The organism is Mesorhizobium sp. WSM1293 (assembly GCF_000513875.1).
Taxonomy (GTDB): Bacteria; Pseudomonadota; Alphaproteobacteria; order Rhizobiales; family Rhizobiaceae; genus Mesorhizobium; species Mesorhizobium ciceri.
In genome coordinates, this window is the sequence record NZ_AZUV01000001.1 from 162,689 (window position 1) to 180,834 (window position 18,146).

18 protein-coding genes are annotated in these 18,146 nt (G+C 63.3%); 14 read left to right on the top strand and 4 right to left on the bottom strand.

The features are described from left to right. Positions 1-38: 38 nt before the first annotated feature. The 3 genes from M729_RS0100865 to M729_RS0100875 are packed head-to-tail and all read left to right on the top strand — an operon-like array spanning position 39 to position 3,375. The gene (locus M729_RS0100865) at positions 39-1,316 is read left to right on the top strand and encodes a beta-ketoacyl-ACP synthase (RefSeq protein ID WP_027160473.1); all 1,278 of its coding nucleotides are present in this window, start codon (positions 39-41) and stop codon (positions 1,314-1,316) included. Between the two features lie 36 nt (positions 1,317-1,352). Further along, positions 1,353-2,381 carry a zinc-binding dehydrogenase gene (locus M729_RS0100870; protein WP_027160474.1) on the top strand — a complete coding sequence of 343 codons (1,029 nt, stop codon included), beginning with the start codon at positions 1,353-1,355 and terminating at the stop codon, positions 2,379-2,381. A 4-nt stretch (positions 2,382-2,385) separates the two neighbouring features. Continuing rightward, a complete protein-coding gene (locus M729_RS0100875) occupies positions 2,386-3,375 on the top strand; it encodes a lipid A biosynthesis lauroyl acyltransferase (RefSeq protein WP_027160475.1) in 990 nt (329 codons plus the stop codon). Positions 3,376-3,435: 60 nt separating this feature from the next. Here the strand turns inward: M729_RS0100875 and M729_RS0100880 are convergent, their stop codons facing one another. Beyond that, positions 3,436-3,864 (bottom strand): L,D-transpeptidase, encoded by a 429-nt coding sequence (locus M729_RS0100880; RefSeq protein WP_013531220.1) that lies wholly within the window; start codon positions 3,862-3,864, stop codon positions 3,436-3,438. 219 nt (positions 3,865-4,083) lie between these two features. On the opposite strand from M729_RS0100880, the gene M729_RS0100885 reads away from it, so the two are divergent. The 5 genes from M729_RS0100885 (at position 4,084) to M729_RS0100905 (ending at position 10,687) form a co-directional block, all read left to right on the top strand. Then, entirely contained in the window at positions 4,084-5,364 is a 1,281-nt protein-coding gene (locus M729_RS0100885) for an acetylornithine deacetylase/succinyl-diaminopimelate desuccinylase family protein (protein ID WP_027160476.1), read from the top strand. A 161-nt stretch (positions 5,365-5,525) separates the two neighbouring features. Further along, positions 5,526-7,004 carry an ABC transporter substrate-binding protein gene (locus M729_RS0100890; RefSeq protein WP_027160477.1) on the top strand — a complete coding sequence of 493 codons (1,479 nt, stop codon included), beginning with the start codon at positions 5,526-5,528 and terminating at the stop codon, positions 7,002-7,004. A 250-nt stretch (positions 7,005-7,254) separates the two neighbouring features. Then, the gene (locus M729_RS0100895; protein WP_027160478.1) at positions 7,255-8,202 is read left to right on the top strand and encodes an ABC transporter permease; all 948 of its coding nucleotides are present in this window, start codon (positions 7,255-7,257) and stop codon (positions 8,200-8,202) included. Next, positions 8,199-9,068, top strand: a complete 870-nt coding sequence (locus tag M729_RS0100900) for an ABC transporter permease (RefSeq protein WP_024501283.1) — start codon at positions 8,199-8,201, stop codon at positions 9,066-9,068. Before M729_RS0100895 ends, M729_RS0100900 begins: the two co-directional genes overlap by 4 nt. Further along, complete coding sequence (locus tag M729_RS0100905) at positions 9,065-10,687, top strand: dipeptide ABC transporter ATP-binding protein (protein WP_027160479.1); 1,623 nt, start codon at positions 9,065-9,067, stop codon at positions 10,685-10,687. Before M729_RS0100900 ends, M729_RS0100905 begins: the two co-directional genes overlap by 4 nt. A gap of 21 nt (positions 10,688-10,708) precedes the next feature. Here the strand turns inward: M729_RS0100905 and M729_RS0100910 are convergent, their stop codons facing one another. Then, on the bottom strand, positions 10,709-11,140 hold the full coding sequence (locus tag M729_RS0100910) for a TerB family tellurite resistance protein (RefSeq protein WP_027160480.1): 432 nt from the start codon (positions 11,138-11,140) through the stop codon (positions 10,709-10,711). A 147-nt stretch (positions 11,141-11,287) separates the two neighbouring features. On the opposite strand from M729_RS0100910, the gene M729_RS0100915 reads away from it, so the two are divergent. From M729_RS0100915 to M729_RS0100930, 4 genes are all read left to right on the top strand, one after another. Beyond that, on the top strand, positions 11,288-12,073 hold the full coding sequence (locus tag M729_RS0100915) for a TSUP family transporter (RefSeq protein ID WP_013531213.1): 786 nt from the start codon (positions 11,288-11,290) through the stop codon (positions 12,071-12,073). 51 nt (positions 12,074-12,124) lie between these two features. After that, positions 12,125-12,295, top strand: coding sequence for a hypothetical protein (locus tag M729_RS1000000136780; RefSeq protein WP_084652534.1), 171 nt, complete (start codon positions 12,125-12,127; stop codon positions 12,293-12,295). Positions 12,296-12,396: 101 nt separating this feature from the next. Further along, a complete protein-coding gene (locus M729_RS0100925) occupies positions 12,397-13,227 on the top strand; it encodes an AraC family transcriptional regulator (protein WP_027160481.1) in 831 nt (276 codons plus the stop codon). A gap of 72 nt (positions 13,228-13,299) precedes the next feature. Further along, positions 13,300-13,719: a VOC family protein gene (locus M729_RS0100930; RefSeq protein WP_027160482.1), complete on the top strand. Its 420-nt coding sequence runs from the start codon at positions 13,300-13,302 to the stop codon at positions 13,717-13,719. A 12-nt stretch (positions 13,720-13,731) separates the two neighbouring features. Here the strand turns inward: M729_RS0100930 and M729_RS0100935 are convergent, their stop codons facing one another. Beyond that, positions 13,732-15,204: a cobyric acid synthase gene (locus M729_RS0100935; RefSeq protein ID WP_027160483.1), complete on the bottom strand. Its 1,473-nt coding sequence runs from the start codon at positions 15,202-15,204 to the stop codon at positions 13,732-13,734. Then, positions 15,204-15,818: a dimethylsulfonioproprionate lyase family protein gene (locus M729_RS0100940; protein ID WP_027160484.1), complete on the bottom strand. Its 615-nt coding sequence runs from the start codon at positions 15,816-15,818 to the stop codon at positions 15,204-15,206. The genes M729_RS0100935 and M729_RS0100940 overlap by 1 nt, the downstream gene beginning before the upstream one ends. Positions 15,819-15,962: 144 nt before the next feature. Here M729_RS0100940 and M729_RS0100945 point away from each other — a divergent pair, with 144 nt between their 5' ends. Further along, positions 15,963-17,129 (top strand): isobutyryl-CoA dehydrogenase, encoded by a 1,167-nt coding sequence (locus tag M729_RS0100945; RefSeq protein ID WP_013531207.1) that lies wholly within the window; start codon positions 15,963-15,965, stop codon positions 17,127-17,129. A gap of 25 nt (positions 17,130-17,154) precedes the next feature. Next, positions 17,155-18,039 (top strand): 3-hydroxyisobutyrate dehydrogenase, encoded by an 885-nt coding sequence (gene mmsB / locus M729_RS0100950; protein WP_027160485.1) that lies wholly within the window; start codon positions 17,155-17,157, stop codon positions 18,037-18,039. Positions 18,040-18,146: the final 107 nt, after the last annotated feature.

Consider the following 18,146-nt stretch of genomic DNA (forward strand, 5'->3'; position numbering starts at 1 on the left):
CTCCACGATCCATGCTGCAACGATAAGAGGGCTCCCGGATGGCCAATCTCAGAGATCACATGGGCAGGCCGATCGTCGCCGTCACCGGCATCGGCGTGGTGACCTCGCTTGGCGTCGGCAAATCAGACAATTGGGCGGCACTGACCTCCGGCAAGTCGGGCATTCACCCGATCACCCGCTTTCCCATCGATCAATTGAACACCCGCATCTCCGGCATGGTCGATTTCCTGCCGTCGAGTTCGAAAGGCGCCAGCCCACTCACCTATGAGCTAGCCGAGCTTGCGGGCTTAGAAGCGGTGAGCGAAGCCGGTCTTGATTCCAGCGATTTCGGCGGACCGCTCTTCCTCGCATCGCCGCCAGTCGAACTCGACTGGGCCGAGCGCTTCTCGCTCTACAATTCTGACAAGGACAAGGATGAAACCGCCGCCGAAAGACTGCTTCGGGTCGCGCGTAGCTTGAAAGAGCTGGATATTTTCGAGACCACCCAGTTCGGTTCGATCGCCGGCCGCCTTGCCGATCGCCTTGGCACGCGTGGTCTGCCGATCACGCTGTCGACGGCTTGCGCTTCAGGCGCCACCGCGATTCAGCTCGGTGTCGAGGCGATCCGACGCGGCGAATGCGACCGTGCGCTGTCGATCGGCGCGGACGGTTCCGCGACCGCCGAGGCATTGATCCGTTTCTCATTGCTTTCGGCGCTCTCCACGCACAACGACATCCCCGAAAAGGCGTCGAAACCCTTCTCCAGGGATCGCGACGGCTTCGTGTTGGCCGAGGGATCCGGGGCGCTGGTGTTGGAATCGCTTGAGACGGCATTGGCTCGCGGCGCGACTATTCTCGGCGTCCTGGGCGGTTGCGGCGAGAAGGCCGACGACTTCCACCGCACCCGCTCCAAACCGGACGCTTCACCGGCCATCGCCGCGGTCCGCGCCGCCCTCGTCGATGCCGGACTGGGTGAAGACGAGATCGACTACGTCAATGCCCACGGCACCTCGACGCCCGAAAACGACAAGATGGAGCATCTGGCGCTGTCGACGGTGTTCGGCGAGCGGATCGGCTCTATGCCGGTCTCGTCGAACAAATCGATGATCGGTCACACGCTGTCGGCGGCGGGCGCTGTCGAGGCGGCTTTCTCGCTGATGACGATGCGCGAAAGCGTCATTCCGCCGACCATCAACTATGACAATCCCGACCCCGCGATCGTGCTCGACGTGGTGCCGAACAAGAAGCGCAACGCCGAGGTCCGCACCGTTCTGTCGAGCTCCTTCGGCTTCGGCGGCCAGAACACTTGCCTTGTCATGGCGCGGGAACCGGTCTAAGCGACCTTTTTCAGCCAGACTGAACCGACAGGCCCCATGCGCGCATTGCAACTTATAGAGGACCGCCGTCTTGAGACGGTGGACCTGCCGCCTCCTCCACCGCCGGCACTCGGCGAAGTCACGCTGCGCATCAAGGCAGTAGCGCTGAACCATATCGACGTCTGGGGCTGGCGCGGCATGGCCTTCGCCAAGCGCAAGCTGCCGCTGGTCGTCGGCGCGGAGGCATCCGGCGAGGTCGAGGCGGTTGGCCCCGGCGTTTCCAGCCTGCTGCCCGGACAATTGGTGTCGATCTATGGCGCGCGCACCTGCGGCCTCTGCCGAGCCTGCCGCGAAGGCCGCGACAACCTCTGCGAACATGTTTCGGGCGTGCACGGTTTCCATCTCGACGGTTTCGCGCAGGAGAAGATCAATCTGCCGGCCCGCCTGCTGGTCCCTGCCCCGCCCGGCGTGACCGACATCGGGGCGGCGGTGGCGCCCGTCACCTTCGCCACCGTCGAGCACATGCTGTTCGACAACGCCAGGCTTCAACCCGGCGAAACCATCCTTATCCATGCCGGCGGATCCGGCATCGGCTCGGCGGCCATCCAGTTGGCCAAGCGGATGGGCTGCACGATCATCACTACGGTCGGCTCCAACGACAAGATCGACAAGGCCAAGGCGCTCGGCGCCGACCATGTCATCAACTACCGCGACGACCGTTTCGAGGGCGTCGTGCGCAAGCTGACCAAGAAGAAGGGCGTCGACGTCGTCTTTGAACATGTCGGCGCCGACACATTCGCCGCCTCGATGCTGTGCCTGAAGCGTGGCGGCCGCCTGGTGACCTGCGGTTCGACCTCCGGCGTGTCGACGCAGATCAATTTGATGCAGCTGTTCCAGCAGCAATTGAAACTGCTTGGCTCCTTTGGCTGCCGCATGGAAAACATGGCCAACGCCATGCAGAAAATGGCGGCGGGACAGGTCGCACCCGTCATCGACACCGAAGTCGGCTTCGACGGTATCGACGCCGCGCTGAAGCGCATGGAAGGCCGCGACGTTTTCGGCAAGATCATCCTGCGCGTCGGCTAGAGCCTTGACCTCTGTATTCAAGAAGTTCCGCCGGGACCTCAAATTTCGTTACGGCAGGCAACTGCGCCAGCTCAATTACTGGCTGGTGGCGCGGGCAGCGATGATGATCATCTCAGTCCTGCGCCTGCTGCCGGCCGACAGTGCGCTGAATTTCGCCGACCGCGTCGCACGCCTGGTCGGCCCCCGGGTGGGACGCCATCAGGTCGCCGTCGACAATCTGCGCAAGGCCTATCCGGAAAAGAGCGAAGCCGAGATCCAAGCGATCGCCTCCGACATGTGGGGCAACATGGCCCGCTTGGCCGCGGAATACATTTTTCTCGACGCCCTCTTCGACTACGACCCCGCGGCCAGCGAGCCCGGCCGCGTCGAGGTCAAGGGAGCTGACCACTTCGTCGAAATAGCCAGCGAAGAGAAGCCGCATATCGTCTTTACCGGCCATCTCGGCAATTTCGAATTGCTGCCGGTGGCGGCCGCGACTTTCGGCATGAACATCACTGCGCTGTTTCGCCCGCCTAACAATCCCTATCTCGCCGACTACATCCTCTCGACGCGCCGCTCGACCATGGGCTCGTTGCTGCCATCCATGGCGGGCGCGTCATTCGCCCTGGCCGGGGTTCTGGAGAACGGCGGCAACATCGGCATCCTTGTCGACCAGAAATTCTCCAATGGGCTGGAGACGACATTCTTCGGCCGTCCCTGCCAGAGCAATCGCGTGCTGGCCACCCTTGCCCGCCACTACGATTGCGACGTCTATCCGGCGCGCTGCGTCAGGCTGCCGGGCAACCGCTTCCGGCTCGAAATCGAGGACAAATTGACCTTGCCGCGCACCGCTGACGGCAGCGTCGATGTCCGTGCCACCACCCAGCGTCTCAACGACGTCGTCGAGCGCTGGGTGCGAGAAGATCCCGGCCAGTGGATGTGGTTCCACAAAAGGTGGGAGATCAGCGGCGGGCGTCGAAAGCGACCGCAGGCAAAGGCGGTCCCAAACGCTTAGGCAGAGCTGCTGGCGTGGGGTTAGCCCAGCGCCAGCAGACAACAGCGAACCTGAACCGCCTTAGTTGGTGACGACAATGCGCGTGTTGCCGAAACCCACTTCCCGCACCATCGAATAGAACGTGGCGGCATTGGCCGTGTGCAGCCTCACGCAGCCATGCGACGCCGGGCGGCCGAGCTGCCTGACGGCGCCGGTTCCATGGATGGCATAGCCGCCATGGAAGAACACCGAATAGGGCATCGGCGACATATGGTATTTGCGCGAATACCACATCCTGGCCGTGCGCTGCGGCCGATAGGTGCCGCGCGGCGTGAAATAGCCGGTGCGGGCGGTGGAGACACTCCACCGGTAAACCGACGCGCCATATCTGACGGTCATCGTCTGCGACGACACGTCTATATTTGCAACGAGGCTGGCTGCCCAGCCCTGCCCCGAGGCACCGAACAGCATTGCAACAAACATGGTTGCCATGAGAACTGTCTTTTTCATGCGATCAAACCCCTTTGATTGCCCCTAACCTGCCTGCCTGATTGTTTTTCATCTTTTTAATGGCAGATGCACGGGCTAACACACACACCTTGACCAATTCGCCAATCTAAAGCAGCGAATTTGAACGATTTCCCGCAATAGTTGCCGCAACGACACGCCGCACCGGCTTGATCGCTGGCGGGCTTGCAAAACCGCTGGGATCGCTGCTCAACTCTGCGCATGAACCAGCGACTCCTCCAGGCAATCGATGACAGGCGCGACGACGTCGTCGCGCTGACCGCCGAACTGATCCGTTTTCCGACTATCAATCCACCCGGCGAGGCCTACCGGCCATGCGCCGAATATCTCGGCGCGCGGCTGAAGAAGAGCGGTTTCGAGACCGAGTTCATCCGCGCCGAAGGCACGCCCGGCGACACCGACCGCTACCCGCGCGTCAATGTCGTTGCCCGTTTCGACGGGAGATCATCAGGCGCCTGCGTCCACTTCAACTCGCATATCGACGTGGTCGAAGCCGGCGATGGCTGGACCGTCAATCCCTTCGCCGGCATCGTCAGGGACGGCAGGGTCTATGGCCGCGGCGCCTGCGACATGAAGGGCGGTCTTGCCGCCTCTATCATCGCAGCCGAGGCCTTCCTGGAAGTCTTCCCTGATTTTCCCGGCGCCATCGAAATATCCGGCACCGTCGACGAGGAATCCGGCGGCTTCGGCGGCGTCGCGCATCTGGCCAGGCTCGGCTATTTCTCAAAACCCAGGGTCGACCATGTCATCATTCCCGAGCCGCTGAACAAGGACCGCATCTGCCTCGGCCATCGTGGCGTCTGGTGGGCGGAGATCGAGACCAAGGGCGAGATCGCGCACGGCTCGATGCCGTTTCTCGGCGACAATGCGGTGCGCCACATGGGCGCCGTGCTGCGGGCTTTCGAGGACGAACTGTTTCCCGCGCTCGACCGCAAGATGACGCGCATGCCGGTCGTGCCCGAAGGAGCAAAACGCTCGACCATGAACATCAATTCGATCCATGGCGGCCAGACCGAGGATTTCCGGCCCGGCCTGCCGTCGCCCAACGTGCCCGACTCCTGCCGGATGACCATCGACCGCCGTTTCCTGCTCGAGGAAGATCTCGACACCGTCAAAGGTGAAGTGACCGGCATTCTCGACCGGTTGAAACGCGAGCGGACAAAATTCGACTATGAAATCCGCGACCTGATGGAAGTGCTGCCGCTGATGACCGAGCGCGACGCGCCGGTGGTCAAGGCGGTTGCGCAAGGCATCATGGCGATCTTCGACCGCGAACCCGATTATGTCATTTCGCCCGGCACCTATGACCAGAAGCATATAGCTCGCATCGGCCATATCTATGATTGCATCGCTTATGGGCCTGGCATTCTCGACCTCGCCCATCGGCCGGACGAATGGGTCGGGATATCGGACATGGTGGAATCGGCCAAGGTGATGGCGATAGGGCTCAACGTGCTGCTGCGCGGCACAGCCACGGGATAAGGTGTGCACCGCGACAAGCTTCGACTGCCGATGCGGTCGCCAGGACAAAAACATTCCCGGCCACGCCAAGGGGCAGAACGAAACGCAATTTACTCCGTGGCGAAATCACGCTTCTATCACTCGGGTTCGAGCACGTGTCTGAACGCATGGGGAGTTGCACGATGAAATTGTGGAAAACCATTCTGGCGGCCGCGGTGCTGTCGCTGGCCGCCGGCACCTCTGCGTTCGCCGCGCGAACCGACCTGGTCATCGGCATTCCGCTCGAACCCCCGCATCTCGATCCGACCGCCGGTGCCGCCGCAGCGATCGACGAGGTTCTCTATGCCAATGTGTTCGAAGGCCTGACGCGCATCGGGCCGAATGGCGAGGTGCTCCCGGATCTGGCCGAAAGCTGGACCATTTCCGATGACGGCAAGGTCTACACCTTCAAGCTGCACACCGGCGTGAAATTCCATGACGGCACCGACTTCGATGCCGCCGACGTGAAATTCTCGCTCGACCGGGCGCGAGCCGACAACTCCGTCAACGCACAAAAGGGCCTGTTCGCCGCCATCGACAAGGTCGACGTCGTCGATCCGGCAACCGTCAAGGTCACGCTGAAGAACCCGCAGGGCTCGTTCCTCTACAATATGGGCTGGGGCGACGCGGTGATCGTGGCGCCGGAATCTGCCGACACCAACAAGGAGAAACCGATCGGCACCGGCCCGTTCAAGTTCCAGAGATGGGCCAAGGGATCGTCGATCACGCTGGTCAAATCGGACAATTACTGGGGCACGCCGGCGTCGCTCGACAAGGCCGAGTTTCGCATCGTGCCGGAGGCCGCGGCCTATGTGCCGGCGCTGCTCTCGGGCGACATCCAGGCTTTCCCGTTCTTCGATGCCGACAGCGTCGCCCAGGTCAAGGACGACCCGCGCTTCAAGGTGGTGATCGGCGCGACCGAGGGTGAGACCATCCTGTCGATCAACAACAAGAAGCCGCCTTTCGACAAGCTGCAGGTGAGGCAGGCGATCTCTTACGCGCTCGACCGCAAGGCCATCATCGACGGCGCCTCGGCCGGCCTCGGCCAGCCGATCGGCTCGCATATGTCGCCGGCTAACAAGGACTATGTCGACCTCACCGGCCGCTACCCGCATGATGTCGCCAAGGCCAAGGAATTGCTGAAAGAGGCAGGCCTCGAGAACGGCTTCAAGGCGACGCTGAAACTGCCGCCGCCCACCTATGCCCGTCTCGGTGGCGAAATCATCGCCTCGCAGCTTCGCGACGTTGGCATCGATCTGGAAATCATTCCGGTCGAATGGGCACAGTGGCTGGACCAGGTGTTCACCAAGAAGGATTACGACCTGACGATCGTCTCCCACACCGAGCCCAACGACATCGATATCTATTCGCGCAAGGATTATTACTTCAACTACGACAACCCGGCCTTCGACAAGGTGATTGCCGATCTCGGCGTCACCTCCGACGAAGCCAAGCGCAAGGAATTGCTGGGGCAAGCGCAGAAGATCCTGGCCGACGATGCGGTGGTCGGCTTCCTCTATGAATTGCCGAAGATCGGCGTCTGGGACGCCAAGCTGCAAGGGCTGTGGGAAAACGCCCCGATCCAGGCCAATGATTTGACCAAGGTGAAGTGGAGCGAGTGAGGTTGGTTGCCAAAGAGCGACGCTTGCGTTCCTTCGCGCCCCCCTCTGCCCTGCCGGGCATCTCCCCCTCAAGGGGGGAGATTGCTCTATCATTTGCGCTTTCGCCAATCGCTGCACGTTCGGCGGCAGCGCCGAAACTGCCAATCTCCCCCCTTGAGGGGGAGATGTCCGGCAGGACAGAGGGGGGCGCCGTAAAACGATACCGTAGCCTGTTCTTTGCGACAGGCAACGCAGCGGTCCCCCACCTTCCATGACCGCCTACCTCCTAAAACGCCTCGCCATCGCCATCGCCACGCTGGTGCTGGCTTCCATGGTGGTGTTCGCCGTCCTGGAGATCCTGCCCGGCGATCCGGCGCGGCTAATGCTGGGCATGAATGCCAGCGCCGACCAGGTCGAGTTGCTGCGCAACCAGATGGGCCTCAACGCGCCGCTGGCTTGGCGCTATCTGCACTGGGCGGGCGGCCTGCTCAGCCTCGATTTCGGCCGCTCCTACACCTATTCGGTGCCGGTCATCGGTCTGGTTCGCGAGCGGCTGGCCGTCTCGCTGCCGCTGGCGCTGATTGCGCTTGCGCTCTCCACCCTCATCGCGATTCCCGTCGGCCTGTTTTCCGCCAGCCGGCGTGGACGGGCCGGTGATACGATTTCCATGGGCGCCGCACAGCTTGGCGTCGCCGTGCCCAATTTCTGGTTCGCGCTGATGCTGATCTATGTCTTCGCCGTCTGGCTGCGGCTGGTTCCTGCTGGCGGCTTTCCCGGCTGGAGTGCCGGCGTCTGGCCAGCCTTGAAGTCGCTGCTGCTGCCGGCAGTGGCGCTTGCCTTGCCGCAAGCCGCGATTCTGGCGCGCGTCACCCGCTCGGCGCTGATCGAGGTGCTGAACGAGGACTATATCCGTACCGCCCGCGCCAAGGGTCTGCCCTACCGAGCTGTGCTGTGGCGGCACGCGCTGCGCAACGCCATGATTCCGGTGCTGACCATTCTGGGCCTGCAGTTCGCCTTCCTGCTTGCCGGCACCATCATCATCGAGAATGTTTTCTATCTGCCCGGCCTCGGCAGGCTGGTGTTCCAGGCGATCACCCAGCGCGACCTGATCGTCGTCGAAAGCGTCGTCATGCTGCTGGTCGCCGCCGTCATCGCCGTCAATCTGCTGGTCGACCTTTCCTATGCGGTCGTCGATCCGCGCCTGAGAAGCCGGCAATGACATTGCACATCGACATATCAGAAGAGACGTTCGGCAGCATCCTGGGCAAGGCGTTCGGGAATACCGCCTTCGTTGCCGGTTTCGTCATCACCCTGCTGATCCTGGCAATGGCTGTCGTCTCCTATGCCTGGACGCCCTATGACGTCACGAAACTGGTGATATCGGATAAGACGCAAGCGCCCTCGCTGGCGCACTGGTTCGGCACCGACCATTTCGGCCGCGACATCCTGTCGATGGTCATGGTCGGCGCCCGCAATTCGATTGCCGTGGCGCTGGTCGCGGTCGGCATCGGCATGGGGGTCGGCGTGCCGCTCGGCGCCTTTGCCGCGGCACGCGGCGGCCTCGTCGACGAGGCGCTGATGCGGCTGAACGACCTCGTCTTCGCCTTCCCGGCTTTGCTGTCGGCGATCATGATCACCGCCATCTTCGGGCCGGGCGCCGTCAACGCCATCATCGCCATCGGCATCTTCAACATCCCGGTCTTTGCGCGCGTCGCCCGGGCCGGCGCGCTGGCGATCTGGCCGCGCGAGTTCATTCTCGCCGCACGCGCCGCCGGCAAGAGCAGCACGCAGATCACAATCGAACATGTGCTGCCCAACATCGCCACGCTGCTTCTGGTGCAAGGCACCATCCAGTTCGCTCTGGGCATCCTGGCCGAGGCCGGGCTTTCCTATCTCGGCCTGGGTGCGCAACCGCCAATGCCGAGCTGGGGCCGCATGCTGTTCGACGCGCAGACCCGCATGGTGGTGGCGCCATGGATGGCGATCTTTCCGGGCATGGCGATCGTTGTCGCCGTGCTGGGGCTGAACCTGCTGGGTGACGGCATCGCCGACGTCCTCGATCCGAAATCGCGGCGGCAGCGATGAGCCTGCTCGAAATCGAGAACCTGTCGCTGACCATCGGCGACACGCAGATCCTCAAGGGTGTGGAGCTTTCCGTCGCGCCCGGTGAGGTGATGGGGCTGGTCGGCGAATCCGGTTCCGGCAAATCGATGACCGCGCTGACGGTGATGCAGCTTCTGCCCCATGCCGCGCGCGCCAGCGGACGTGTCACATTCGACGGCATCGACATCCTGGCAGCAACCGAGGACCAGATGTGCGCGCTGCGCGGCGACGACATCGGCATGGTGTTCCAGGAGCCGATGACCGCGCTCAATCCGGTCAAGACCATCGGCGAACAGGTTGCCGAAGGCATACGCTGGCACACCAGGGCCAGCCGCGCCGAGGCCGAAGACCGGGCGCGAAAAATGCTCGACCGTGTCGGCTTGCCCGAAGCGAAATTCCCGCTGTCGCGCTATCCGCACGAACTGTCGGGCGGCCAGCGCCAGCGCGTCGTCATCGCCATCGCCTGTGCGCTGAAGCCGAAGCTGCTGATCGCCGACGAACCGACGACGGCGCTCGACGTGGTGCTGCAGGCACAAATCCTTGATCTGTTGCGCGACCTCGTCGCGGAGAGCCGCATGGGCCTGCTCCTGATCTCGCATGACCTCGCCGTGGTGACCGAGATGGCTGACCGCATCACCATCCTGCGCCGCGGCGAGGTGATGGAAGCCGGCGACACCGCACGCACGCTATCCGAACAGCTCCACCCCTACACGCGCCAGTTGGCGCAGGCCTCGATGCATGTGCCGGCGCGCGCCAGGCCGCATGGCATCGAGACGGGCCGCCCTTTGCTTCAGGTCGAGGGCGTGACCCGCGACTATCCCGGCCGGCGCACTTCGCTGTTCAAGCGCGCGCCTGGTATCCGCGCCGTCGACGACGTCTCGCTGTCGATGGCGCCGAGTCAGTCAGTGGCACTGGTTGGTCGCTCCGGCTGCGGCAAGTCGACGCTCGCCCGCATGATCCTGGCGCTGGATCGGCCGACATCGGGCTCGATCCGGTTCCGCGGCGGGACCATAACCGGCAAGAGCGAAGCCGAGCTGAAGCCGGCGCGACGCGATATGCAGGTCGTTTTTCAAGATCCCTATGGCTCCTTCGACCCGCGCCAGAAGGTGAAAAAGCTGGTTGCCGAACCCCTGCATGTGCTGGAGAAAAAGCCGACGCGCGCCGAGTGCCGCGAGATGGTGGCGCATGCCCTGCACGAAGTCGGCCTCGGCATCAGCGACATGGACAAATACCCCCATGAATTTTCCGGCGGCCAGCGCCAGCGCCTGTCGATCGCCCGCGCCATCATCACCCGCCCCAAGCTGGTCGTTGCCGACGAGCCGGTCTCGGCGCTCGATGTCTCGATCCGCGCCCAGATCCTCGATCTGTTCGCAGAGCTCAACCAGAAGCTCGGCATCGCCTACCTCTTCATCACCCACGACCTGACCGTGGCCCGCGCCATCACGGACGAGGTGCTGGTCATGCATGACGGCAAGATCGTCGAGCGCGGCAAGACGAGCGAAGTGCTCGACCACCCGCAGTCCGAGGCTGCCAAGGCGCTTGTCACCGCCGCCCCTGACTTGCACCGGGCGATCGCGGAGCGGCTGCGGGAGCAAGGCTGATCAGGAGAGAAGGCGGCCCGATCACTCCTGCGTCCTGACCACATCGACCGGGCTGATATCGAGCAGGTCGAGCGTGCGGCGCAGCAGGCGGATCTCGCTCTCGGCCAGTTGCGAATCCGCCTTGGCGATCTCCGCCATATGTTTGGCCAATTGCCGGCGCCGCTCGACGTCGAGATCGCGGAACAGTGCAATCGCCTGCGAGCCATTGGTCTCGTAGCCGAACTCGTTGAGATATTCGATGACGCTGTCGATGCTGCTTTCCTGAATTCCGAAGGCGTCCTTGCAGATGCGCCGGAAGGCAACCATTTCGCTCTCGCTGACCGACCCGTCGGCCAGGATCATGCGAAACAGCATCAGCAGTTCCGCCGACAGGACCGGATCGTCCGCCACCTTGCGCACGCCGGGGTCGCCGTCGAATATCTGACGTATCTGGTCCAGCAATGCGAATGCCATCAGGAGCCTCTTTCCGGGTTAACTACACAAACACAATCCAGGCGCGATGCGCTAGGATAGAGGTAGCGCGGAATCGATCTTGCGCAAACAGGGCGGCCGTGGTCGAACGCCCGATATTTCAGCCAGCCGGACACCCCCATACATCAGATGATCGACCTTAGCATCCAGACCGTCGCCATGCTCGCTTTCGCCGCTTTTGCCGCGGGCTTTGTCGATTCGATCGCCGGCGGCGGCGGGCTGATCACAGTGCCGGCGCTGCTGCTTGCCGGCTTCACGCCGGTCCAGGCGCTCGCCACCAACAAACTGCAAGGCATGTTCGGCTCGGGCTCGGCGACCATCCACTACGCATCGAAGGGTCATGTCGACCTGCGCCGGCAATTGCCGTCGGCGCTTCTGGCCCTTGTCGGAAGCGCCATCGGCGCCTTGCTGGCGACGATCGTGCCGGGCGACATACTGCGGGCTGCCCTGCCCATCGTGCTGATCGCCATCGCGCTCTACTTCGCGTTCAAGCCCAACATGAACGATGTCGACCGCGCCGAGCGCCTGTCGCCGTTCCTGTTTGGATTGACCCTGGTGCCCGCCATCGGCTTCTACGATGGCCTGTTCGGACCGGGCGCCGGCTCCTTTTACATGCTGGCCTTCGTGGCACTTGCCGGCTACGGCGTGCTCAAGGCGACGGCGCATACCAAATTGCTCAACTTCGCCTCCAACATCGGCGGCTTCATCGTCTTCGCGGCCTTCGGCGTCGTCTACTGGAAGATCGGCCTGATGATGGGCGTCGCCCAGTTCCTCGGCGCTCGCGTCGGCGCCAGCCTGGCCATGCGCATCGGCGCAAGACTGATCAAGCCGCTGCTGGTGATCGTATGCCTGGCGCTTGCTGTGAAGCTGCTGGCTGACCCGGCGAACCCGCTGCGGGCCTTGATTGGTGTGTGATCCCGCGCCCTGATAGAATGCCGCTGTTCGAATCATGTTGGAGAGGCAGACATGAATCTTAGCGCACCTACCCAGATCGTTTTTATCATCTCCGTTGTTATCGCCATCATCGGCTTTCTCGCCGCGCTTGGCGTTCTCTCATTCATTCCACTCGCATCGGCGTGGATCGTGCTTATTGCTTTCATCGTGCTTGCCGGCGGCTGCTTGATGCGCGGCGCCTGACCATTTCCCTTGAAGTGGGGACGAGGAGCGCCCGGCCAAAAGCCGGGCGCTTTTGATTCCGGCCCTTGGTCTGTTAGATTTGACTGGCGCGAGGATGGCCGATGCCAGTCAAGATGCAACCCCAGCAAGAGCAGGACCGGTCCGTCGCCGGGCGGTTTGAGATGCGCCGGCGCCTGCCCGATCCTCGACTTCAGGGCATTGTGTCGGACATTTGCGGCTATCGCGAAATGGCGCCCGGCCATATGCGCAACGTCGAATATGCGTCGCTCACCGTACCGCTGGTCATCAGCTTCGCCGAACCCTTCGCCATCGGCCTCGGCAAGGCGCCCGGCGACAATGACCGCTTCGCCAGTTTCGCCGCCGGCCTCTTTGCCGGACCGGTGGTGATCGAATCCTTCGGCGGCGCCTGCTGCGTCCAGGTCAACTTCACGCCGCTTGGCGCACGCCGTTTCTTCCGCCTGCCGATGAGCGAACTGACAGACAGCATGGTCGTCCTCGACGACGTGCTTGGCGCTCAGGGCTTGGCGCTGCGTGAACGGCTGGGCAATGCGCCGGATTGGACGACGCGTTTCGACATGGCCGAAGCCTTCGTCACCGCCCGTCTCGAGAATGCCGCCGAGACGCCACTTGAAATCGCCTGGGCCTATGACCGCATCATCACATCCGGCGGCCGGACCCGCATTGCATCGATCGCCGAAAGGCTGGGCTGGAGCCGCAAACATCTCGCCGGCAGTTTTTCCAACGCCATCGGCATGGGCCCCAAGACACTGTCGCGCATCGTCCGCTTCAACCGCGCGCTCGGCCTGTCGAGGCAGCAGGCCGTCGACTGGGCCGATATCGCAGCCGATTGCGGCTATGCCGACCAGGCGCATCTGGTACGCGAATTCCGCGACCTCGCCGGCGAGACACCAACCGGAATCTCGGCCAGGTAACATTTCTTCAAGACGCTGGAGTGGCCTTTACCCACAGTGGGGCATCGACCAACCCCACTGAAGGAGATCGACATGACCACCACCACCGAAGCGCCCCGCCTCTACCCCGCCTTGCGCTACAGGAACGCGGCAAAGATGATCGACTGGCTGGGCGAAGCCTTCGGCTTCAGCGTCCGGGCCCGCTATGGCGAAGGCGACGTCGTGCACCATGCCGAACTGGTCTTCGGCTCCTCGATGATCATGCTGGGCGCCGTGCGCGACGACGACTACGGCAAGATGGTCGGCGAACCCGGCTCAGGCGGCGGCAAGTCGATCTACATCGCCGTCGATGATGCCGATGCCGCCTATGCCAAGGCCAGGAAGGCTGGCGCCACGATCATCCAGGAATTGACCAACCGCGACTATGGCAGCCGCGAGTTCATCTGCCGCGACCCGGAAGGCAACGTCTGGTCCTTCGGTACCTACTGGCCGAAGGCAGGCGACAAGGGCTGAGCCAACCGCGAATTACCGCGCCAGTGCAAAGATCGCGTCGCAGTCGAGATGGGTCTCCAGCTCGGCTGCGACCTCGTCCAGCGCCCGCTCGACCTCGGCTCGGTAGTCGATGCCGCCGCCCTTGATGCCGAGGCTTTCGAGGAATCTTCCGCGAAAGCCGTCGGCGCCAAACAGACCGTGCATATAGGTGCCGATCACCTTGCCATCGACCGACACTGCCCCGTCATCGATGCCATTGATGACTGCAGACGGCCTCAGCGTATCCGGCCCGGTGGTGCGGCCGAGATGGATTTCATAGCCTTCGAGCGGCAGGTCGAACGGCACCGAACGGGCCCTGACGTTGCGCACCGTCTTTTCCGGCTCCATCACCGTTTCGATGTCGAGCAGTCCGAGCCCTTCGGCTTCGGTGACGCTGCCTTCGATGCCGTCGGGATCGCGCACCATGCGGCCGAGCATCTGGAAGCCGCCGCAGATACCGACGACATGGCCGCCGCGCTTGCGATGCGCAAGAAGGTCGCGATCCCAACCGTTCTCGCGGAATTTCAAGAGATCGCCGATTGTCGACTTCGAGCCTGGAATGACCACCAGACCGGCATCGGCGGGCAGCGGCTTTCCCGGCGGCACGAACACCACCTCGACCTGCGGCTCAGCCTTGAGCGGGTCGAGATCGTCGAAATTGGCGATGCGGCCAAGCATCGGCACCGCCACCTTCAGCGCGCGCGCTTCGCCGGACGCCAGCCGCTCCAGCACTACCGAATCTTCCGAAGGCAAGCGTGCCGCCGCCTTCAGCCACGGAACGACACCGAAACAGCGCCAGCCCGTGAATGTCTCGATCGACTTCAGGCCGTCGTCAAACAGCGAAACGTCGCCGCGGAACTTGTTGATGAGGTAGCCGGCGATCATGCGCCGGTCCTCCTCCGGCAGGATCAGATGCGTGCCGGCTACCGAAGCGATGACGCCGCCGCGGTCGATGTCGCCGACCAGCACCACGGGCACATCGGCGCGCGTGGCAAAGCCCATATTGGCGATGTCGCGGCTGCGCAGGTTGATCTCGGCCGGCGAGCCGGCGCCCTCGACGATGACAAGATCGGCGCCCTCGCCGACCTTGCCCCAGGAGTCCAGAACGGCGTCCATCAGCCGGCCCTTCATCGCCTGGTAGTCGCGCGCCCGCGCTTCCCCGAACATTTTGCCCTGCACGATGACCTGCGCGCCGACATCGGTCTGCGGCTTCAGCAGCACCGGGTTCATGTGGACCGATGGTGCGACACCGCAAGCGATCGCCTGGAGCCATTGCGCGCGGCCGATCTCGCCGCCGCCGGCTTTATCCCCGGGGATGTCGGCGACGGCGGCATTGTTCGACATGTTCTGCGGCTTGAACGGCCGCACCTTCAACCCACGCTTTTTTGCCGCGCGGCAGAGGCCGGCGACCAGCACGGTCTTGCCCACGTCGGAACCCGTGCCTTGCAGCATGATCGCTTTGGCCATCAGTCCCTGCCCTGCGCCACGGTTCCGGTGATGTCGGATTTCTGCGCCAGCGGCCCGCCGCGCCAGATGTACAGCGCCAGCAATGGCTCCTTGCCGGTGCGCATGGCGTGATTGACGTTGGAAGCGTGATGAACGACCTCGCCGGCCGTGCGCATGCAAAAGCCGCTCTCGCCCATGCGCCATTCGGTGCCGCCGGTCAGCGGAATGTAGATTTCCTCGGCAACGTGATGGTGGTCGGGATAGACGATATCGGGCCCAAGGATCAGCAGGCCGGCGGCGGCCGCGTCATTGGCGAAGTGGCCACGTGTGCCGAACACTTCCAGCCAGCCGTAATTCTCGATGAACTCTTTCCCGAAGTCCGCCTCGCCATAAGTCTGCCCCCAGCGGAAATCATTCCGACGTTCGGCAAGCAGTTGCACCAGCGGCTTGGCATCCGGAGGCGCCAGTTCGGCGGCGCGATCGAGATGGCGCAGGCAGGCAAGCGGACGCGGCTCCAGCGTGCGGGCCGGTATGTCCCAGCCGATCCGGGCCACGGCATCGCGCATCAGGACGTGATCCACGGTCGCAAGGTATGCGTGGAACCGGCCCAGCAGTTCATCGAATTTTGTCGTCACATCTTGCTCCGGACATGCATTGATGCACAGCCGCTCCGCAGGGGATCGGGTTGCGCGGCGGCATCATTGGTCTAGATTGGTGCGCGCGCAAAGCCAAAAACAACAGGCCAGCGAGCTAGCTGGCCAGCACACAGGGAGCACGCCATGGACGCCGCGGTCGATGCGAGCACCAGCCAATTCGAACTCAACGAGGAGCAGCGCGCCATCCAGGAGATGGCGCAGGCCTTCGCCGCCGACCGTGTCGCACCGAATGCGCTCGATTGGGACCGCAACAAGCATTTCCCGGCCGACGTGATCCGCGAGACCGGCCCGCTCGGGCTCGGCGGCATCTATATCAGGGACGATGTCGGTGGCTCGGCACTTGGCCGGCTCGACGCCGTGCTGATCTTCGAGGCGCTGTCGCACGCCGATCCGGCCTTTTCGTCCTTCATCTCGATCCACAACATGGTGGCCTCGATGATCGACCGTTTCGGCAATGACGAACAGCGCCAGCGCTTCCTGCCCAAACTCACTTCGATGGAATGGCTGGCCAGCTACTGCCTGACCGAGCCAGGCTCCGGCTCCGATGCCGCGGCGCTCAAGACCCGTGCGGTGAAAAGCGGCGGCGACTATGTGCTCAACGGCACCAAACAGTTCATCTCCGGCGCCGGCGACAGCGATGTCTATGCCGTCATGGTGCGCACCGGCGCGGACGGGCCGAAAGGCATTTCCACCATCGTCGTGCCCAGAGATGCGCCGGGCCTCTCCTTTGGGGCAAACGAGCACAAGATGGGCTGGCACATGCAGTCGACCCGCCAGGTCATCTTCGAGGATTGCAAGGTGCCGGCGGAGAACCTTCTGTCCGACGAAGGCGCTGGCTTCGGCATCGCCATGGCCGGGCTCGACGGCGGCCGGCTGAACATCGCCGCCTGTTCGCTGGGCGGCGCGCAGTCGGCGCTCGACAAGGCGCTGTCCTACACCGCCGAGCGCAAGGCTTTCGGCTCGAAGATCAATCAATTCCAGGCGCTGCAATTCAGGCTGGCCGACATGGAGACCGAGCTGCAGGCGGCGCGTATCTTCCTTTATGCCGCCGCCTCGAAGCTCGACCGCAAGGCGCCGGATGCCGGCAAATGGTCGGCGATGGCCAAGCGCTTCGTCACCGACACCGGCTTCAATGTCGCCAATGACGCACTGCAGCTGCTCGGCGGCTACGGCTACCTGCACGACTACGGCATCGAGAAACTGGTGCGGGACCTGCGCGTGCACCAGATCCTCGAAGGCACCAACGAGATCATGCGCGTCATCATCGCTCGCGCGCTGATTGGCCGTTGAAGCCAGCAACTCTGGGAGACAGACAATGACGACGATCGCCTTCATCGGCCTCGGCAATATGGGCAATCCAATGGCCGCCAATCTGGTCAAGGCCGGGCATGCGGTGAACGGTTTCGACCTCGTTCCGGAAAACCTCACCGTCGCCAAGGAACATGGCGTGACGATTATGGCGAATGCCTTGGCCGCGGTGAAGGATGCCGACGTCGTGATCACCATGCTGCCTGCAGGCAAGCATGTCCTCTCCGTCTACGAAGACATCGCGCCCAAGGCCAGGCAAGGCGCACTCTTTATCGATTCCTCGACCATCGACGTCGAGTCAGCCCGCAAAGCCCACGCCGTCGCCAGGAAGCACGCGCTGTCGTCGATCGATGCACCGGTCTCGGGCGGCACCGGCGGGGCTGCGGCCGGCACGCTGACCTTCATGGCGGGAGGCTCCGATGATGCCTTCGCTGCCGCCGAGCCGATCCTGAAGCCGATGGCCGGCCGCATCGTCCATTGCGGCCGCGACGGCGCCGGCCAGGCAGCAAAGATCTGCAACAACATGATCCTCGGCATTTCGATGATCGGTGTCGCCGAAGCCTTCGTTCTGGCCGAAAAGCTCGGCCTGTCGCATCAGGCGCTGTTCGACGTCGCCTCGACCTCCTCCGGCCAGTGCTGGTCCTTGACCACCTACTGCCCGGTGCCCGGCCCGGTGCCGACTTCGCCCGCAAACAAGGACTACAACCCAGGATTTGCAGCCGCCTTGATGCTGAAAGACCTGAAATTGTCCCAGGAAGCCGCCCAAGGTGCGGGTGCTGTAACGCCGCTTGGTGCCGAAGCGGCTCAGCTTTATGCCTTGTTCAACGCCCAGGGACATGGCGGCGTCGATTTCTCCGGCATAATTAATTTTCTCAGGGGTAACCCGGCGTAACCCACGGATTTGGCGGATTTTTCCGGTTTCCTTCGGTGGAAAAAATGAAAATTTAGATTTGCTTAAGCTCTCGATAACTCCGCGGTAACGATGTCCCTATAAAACGG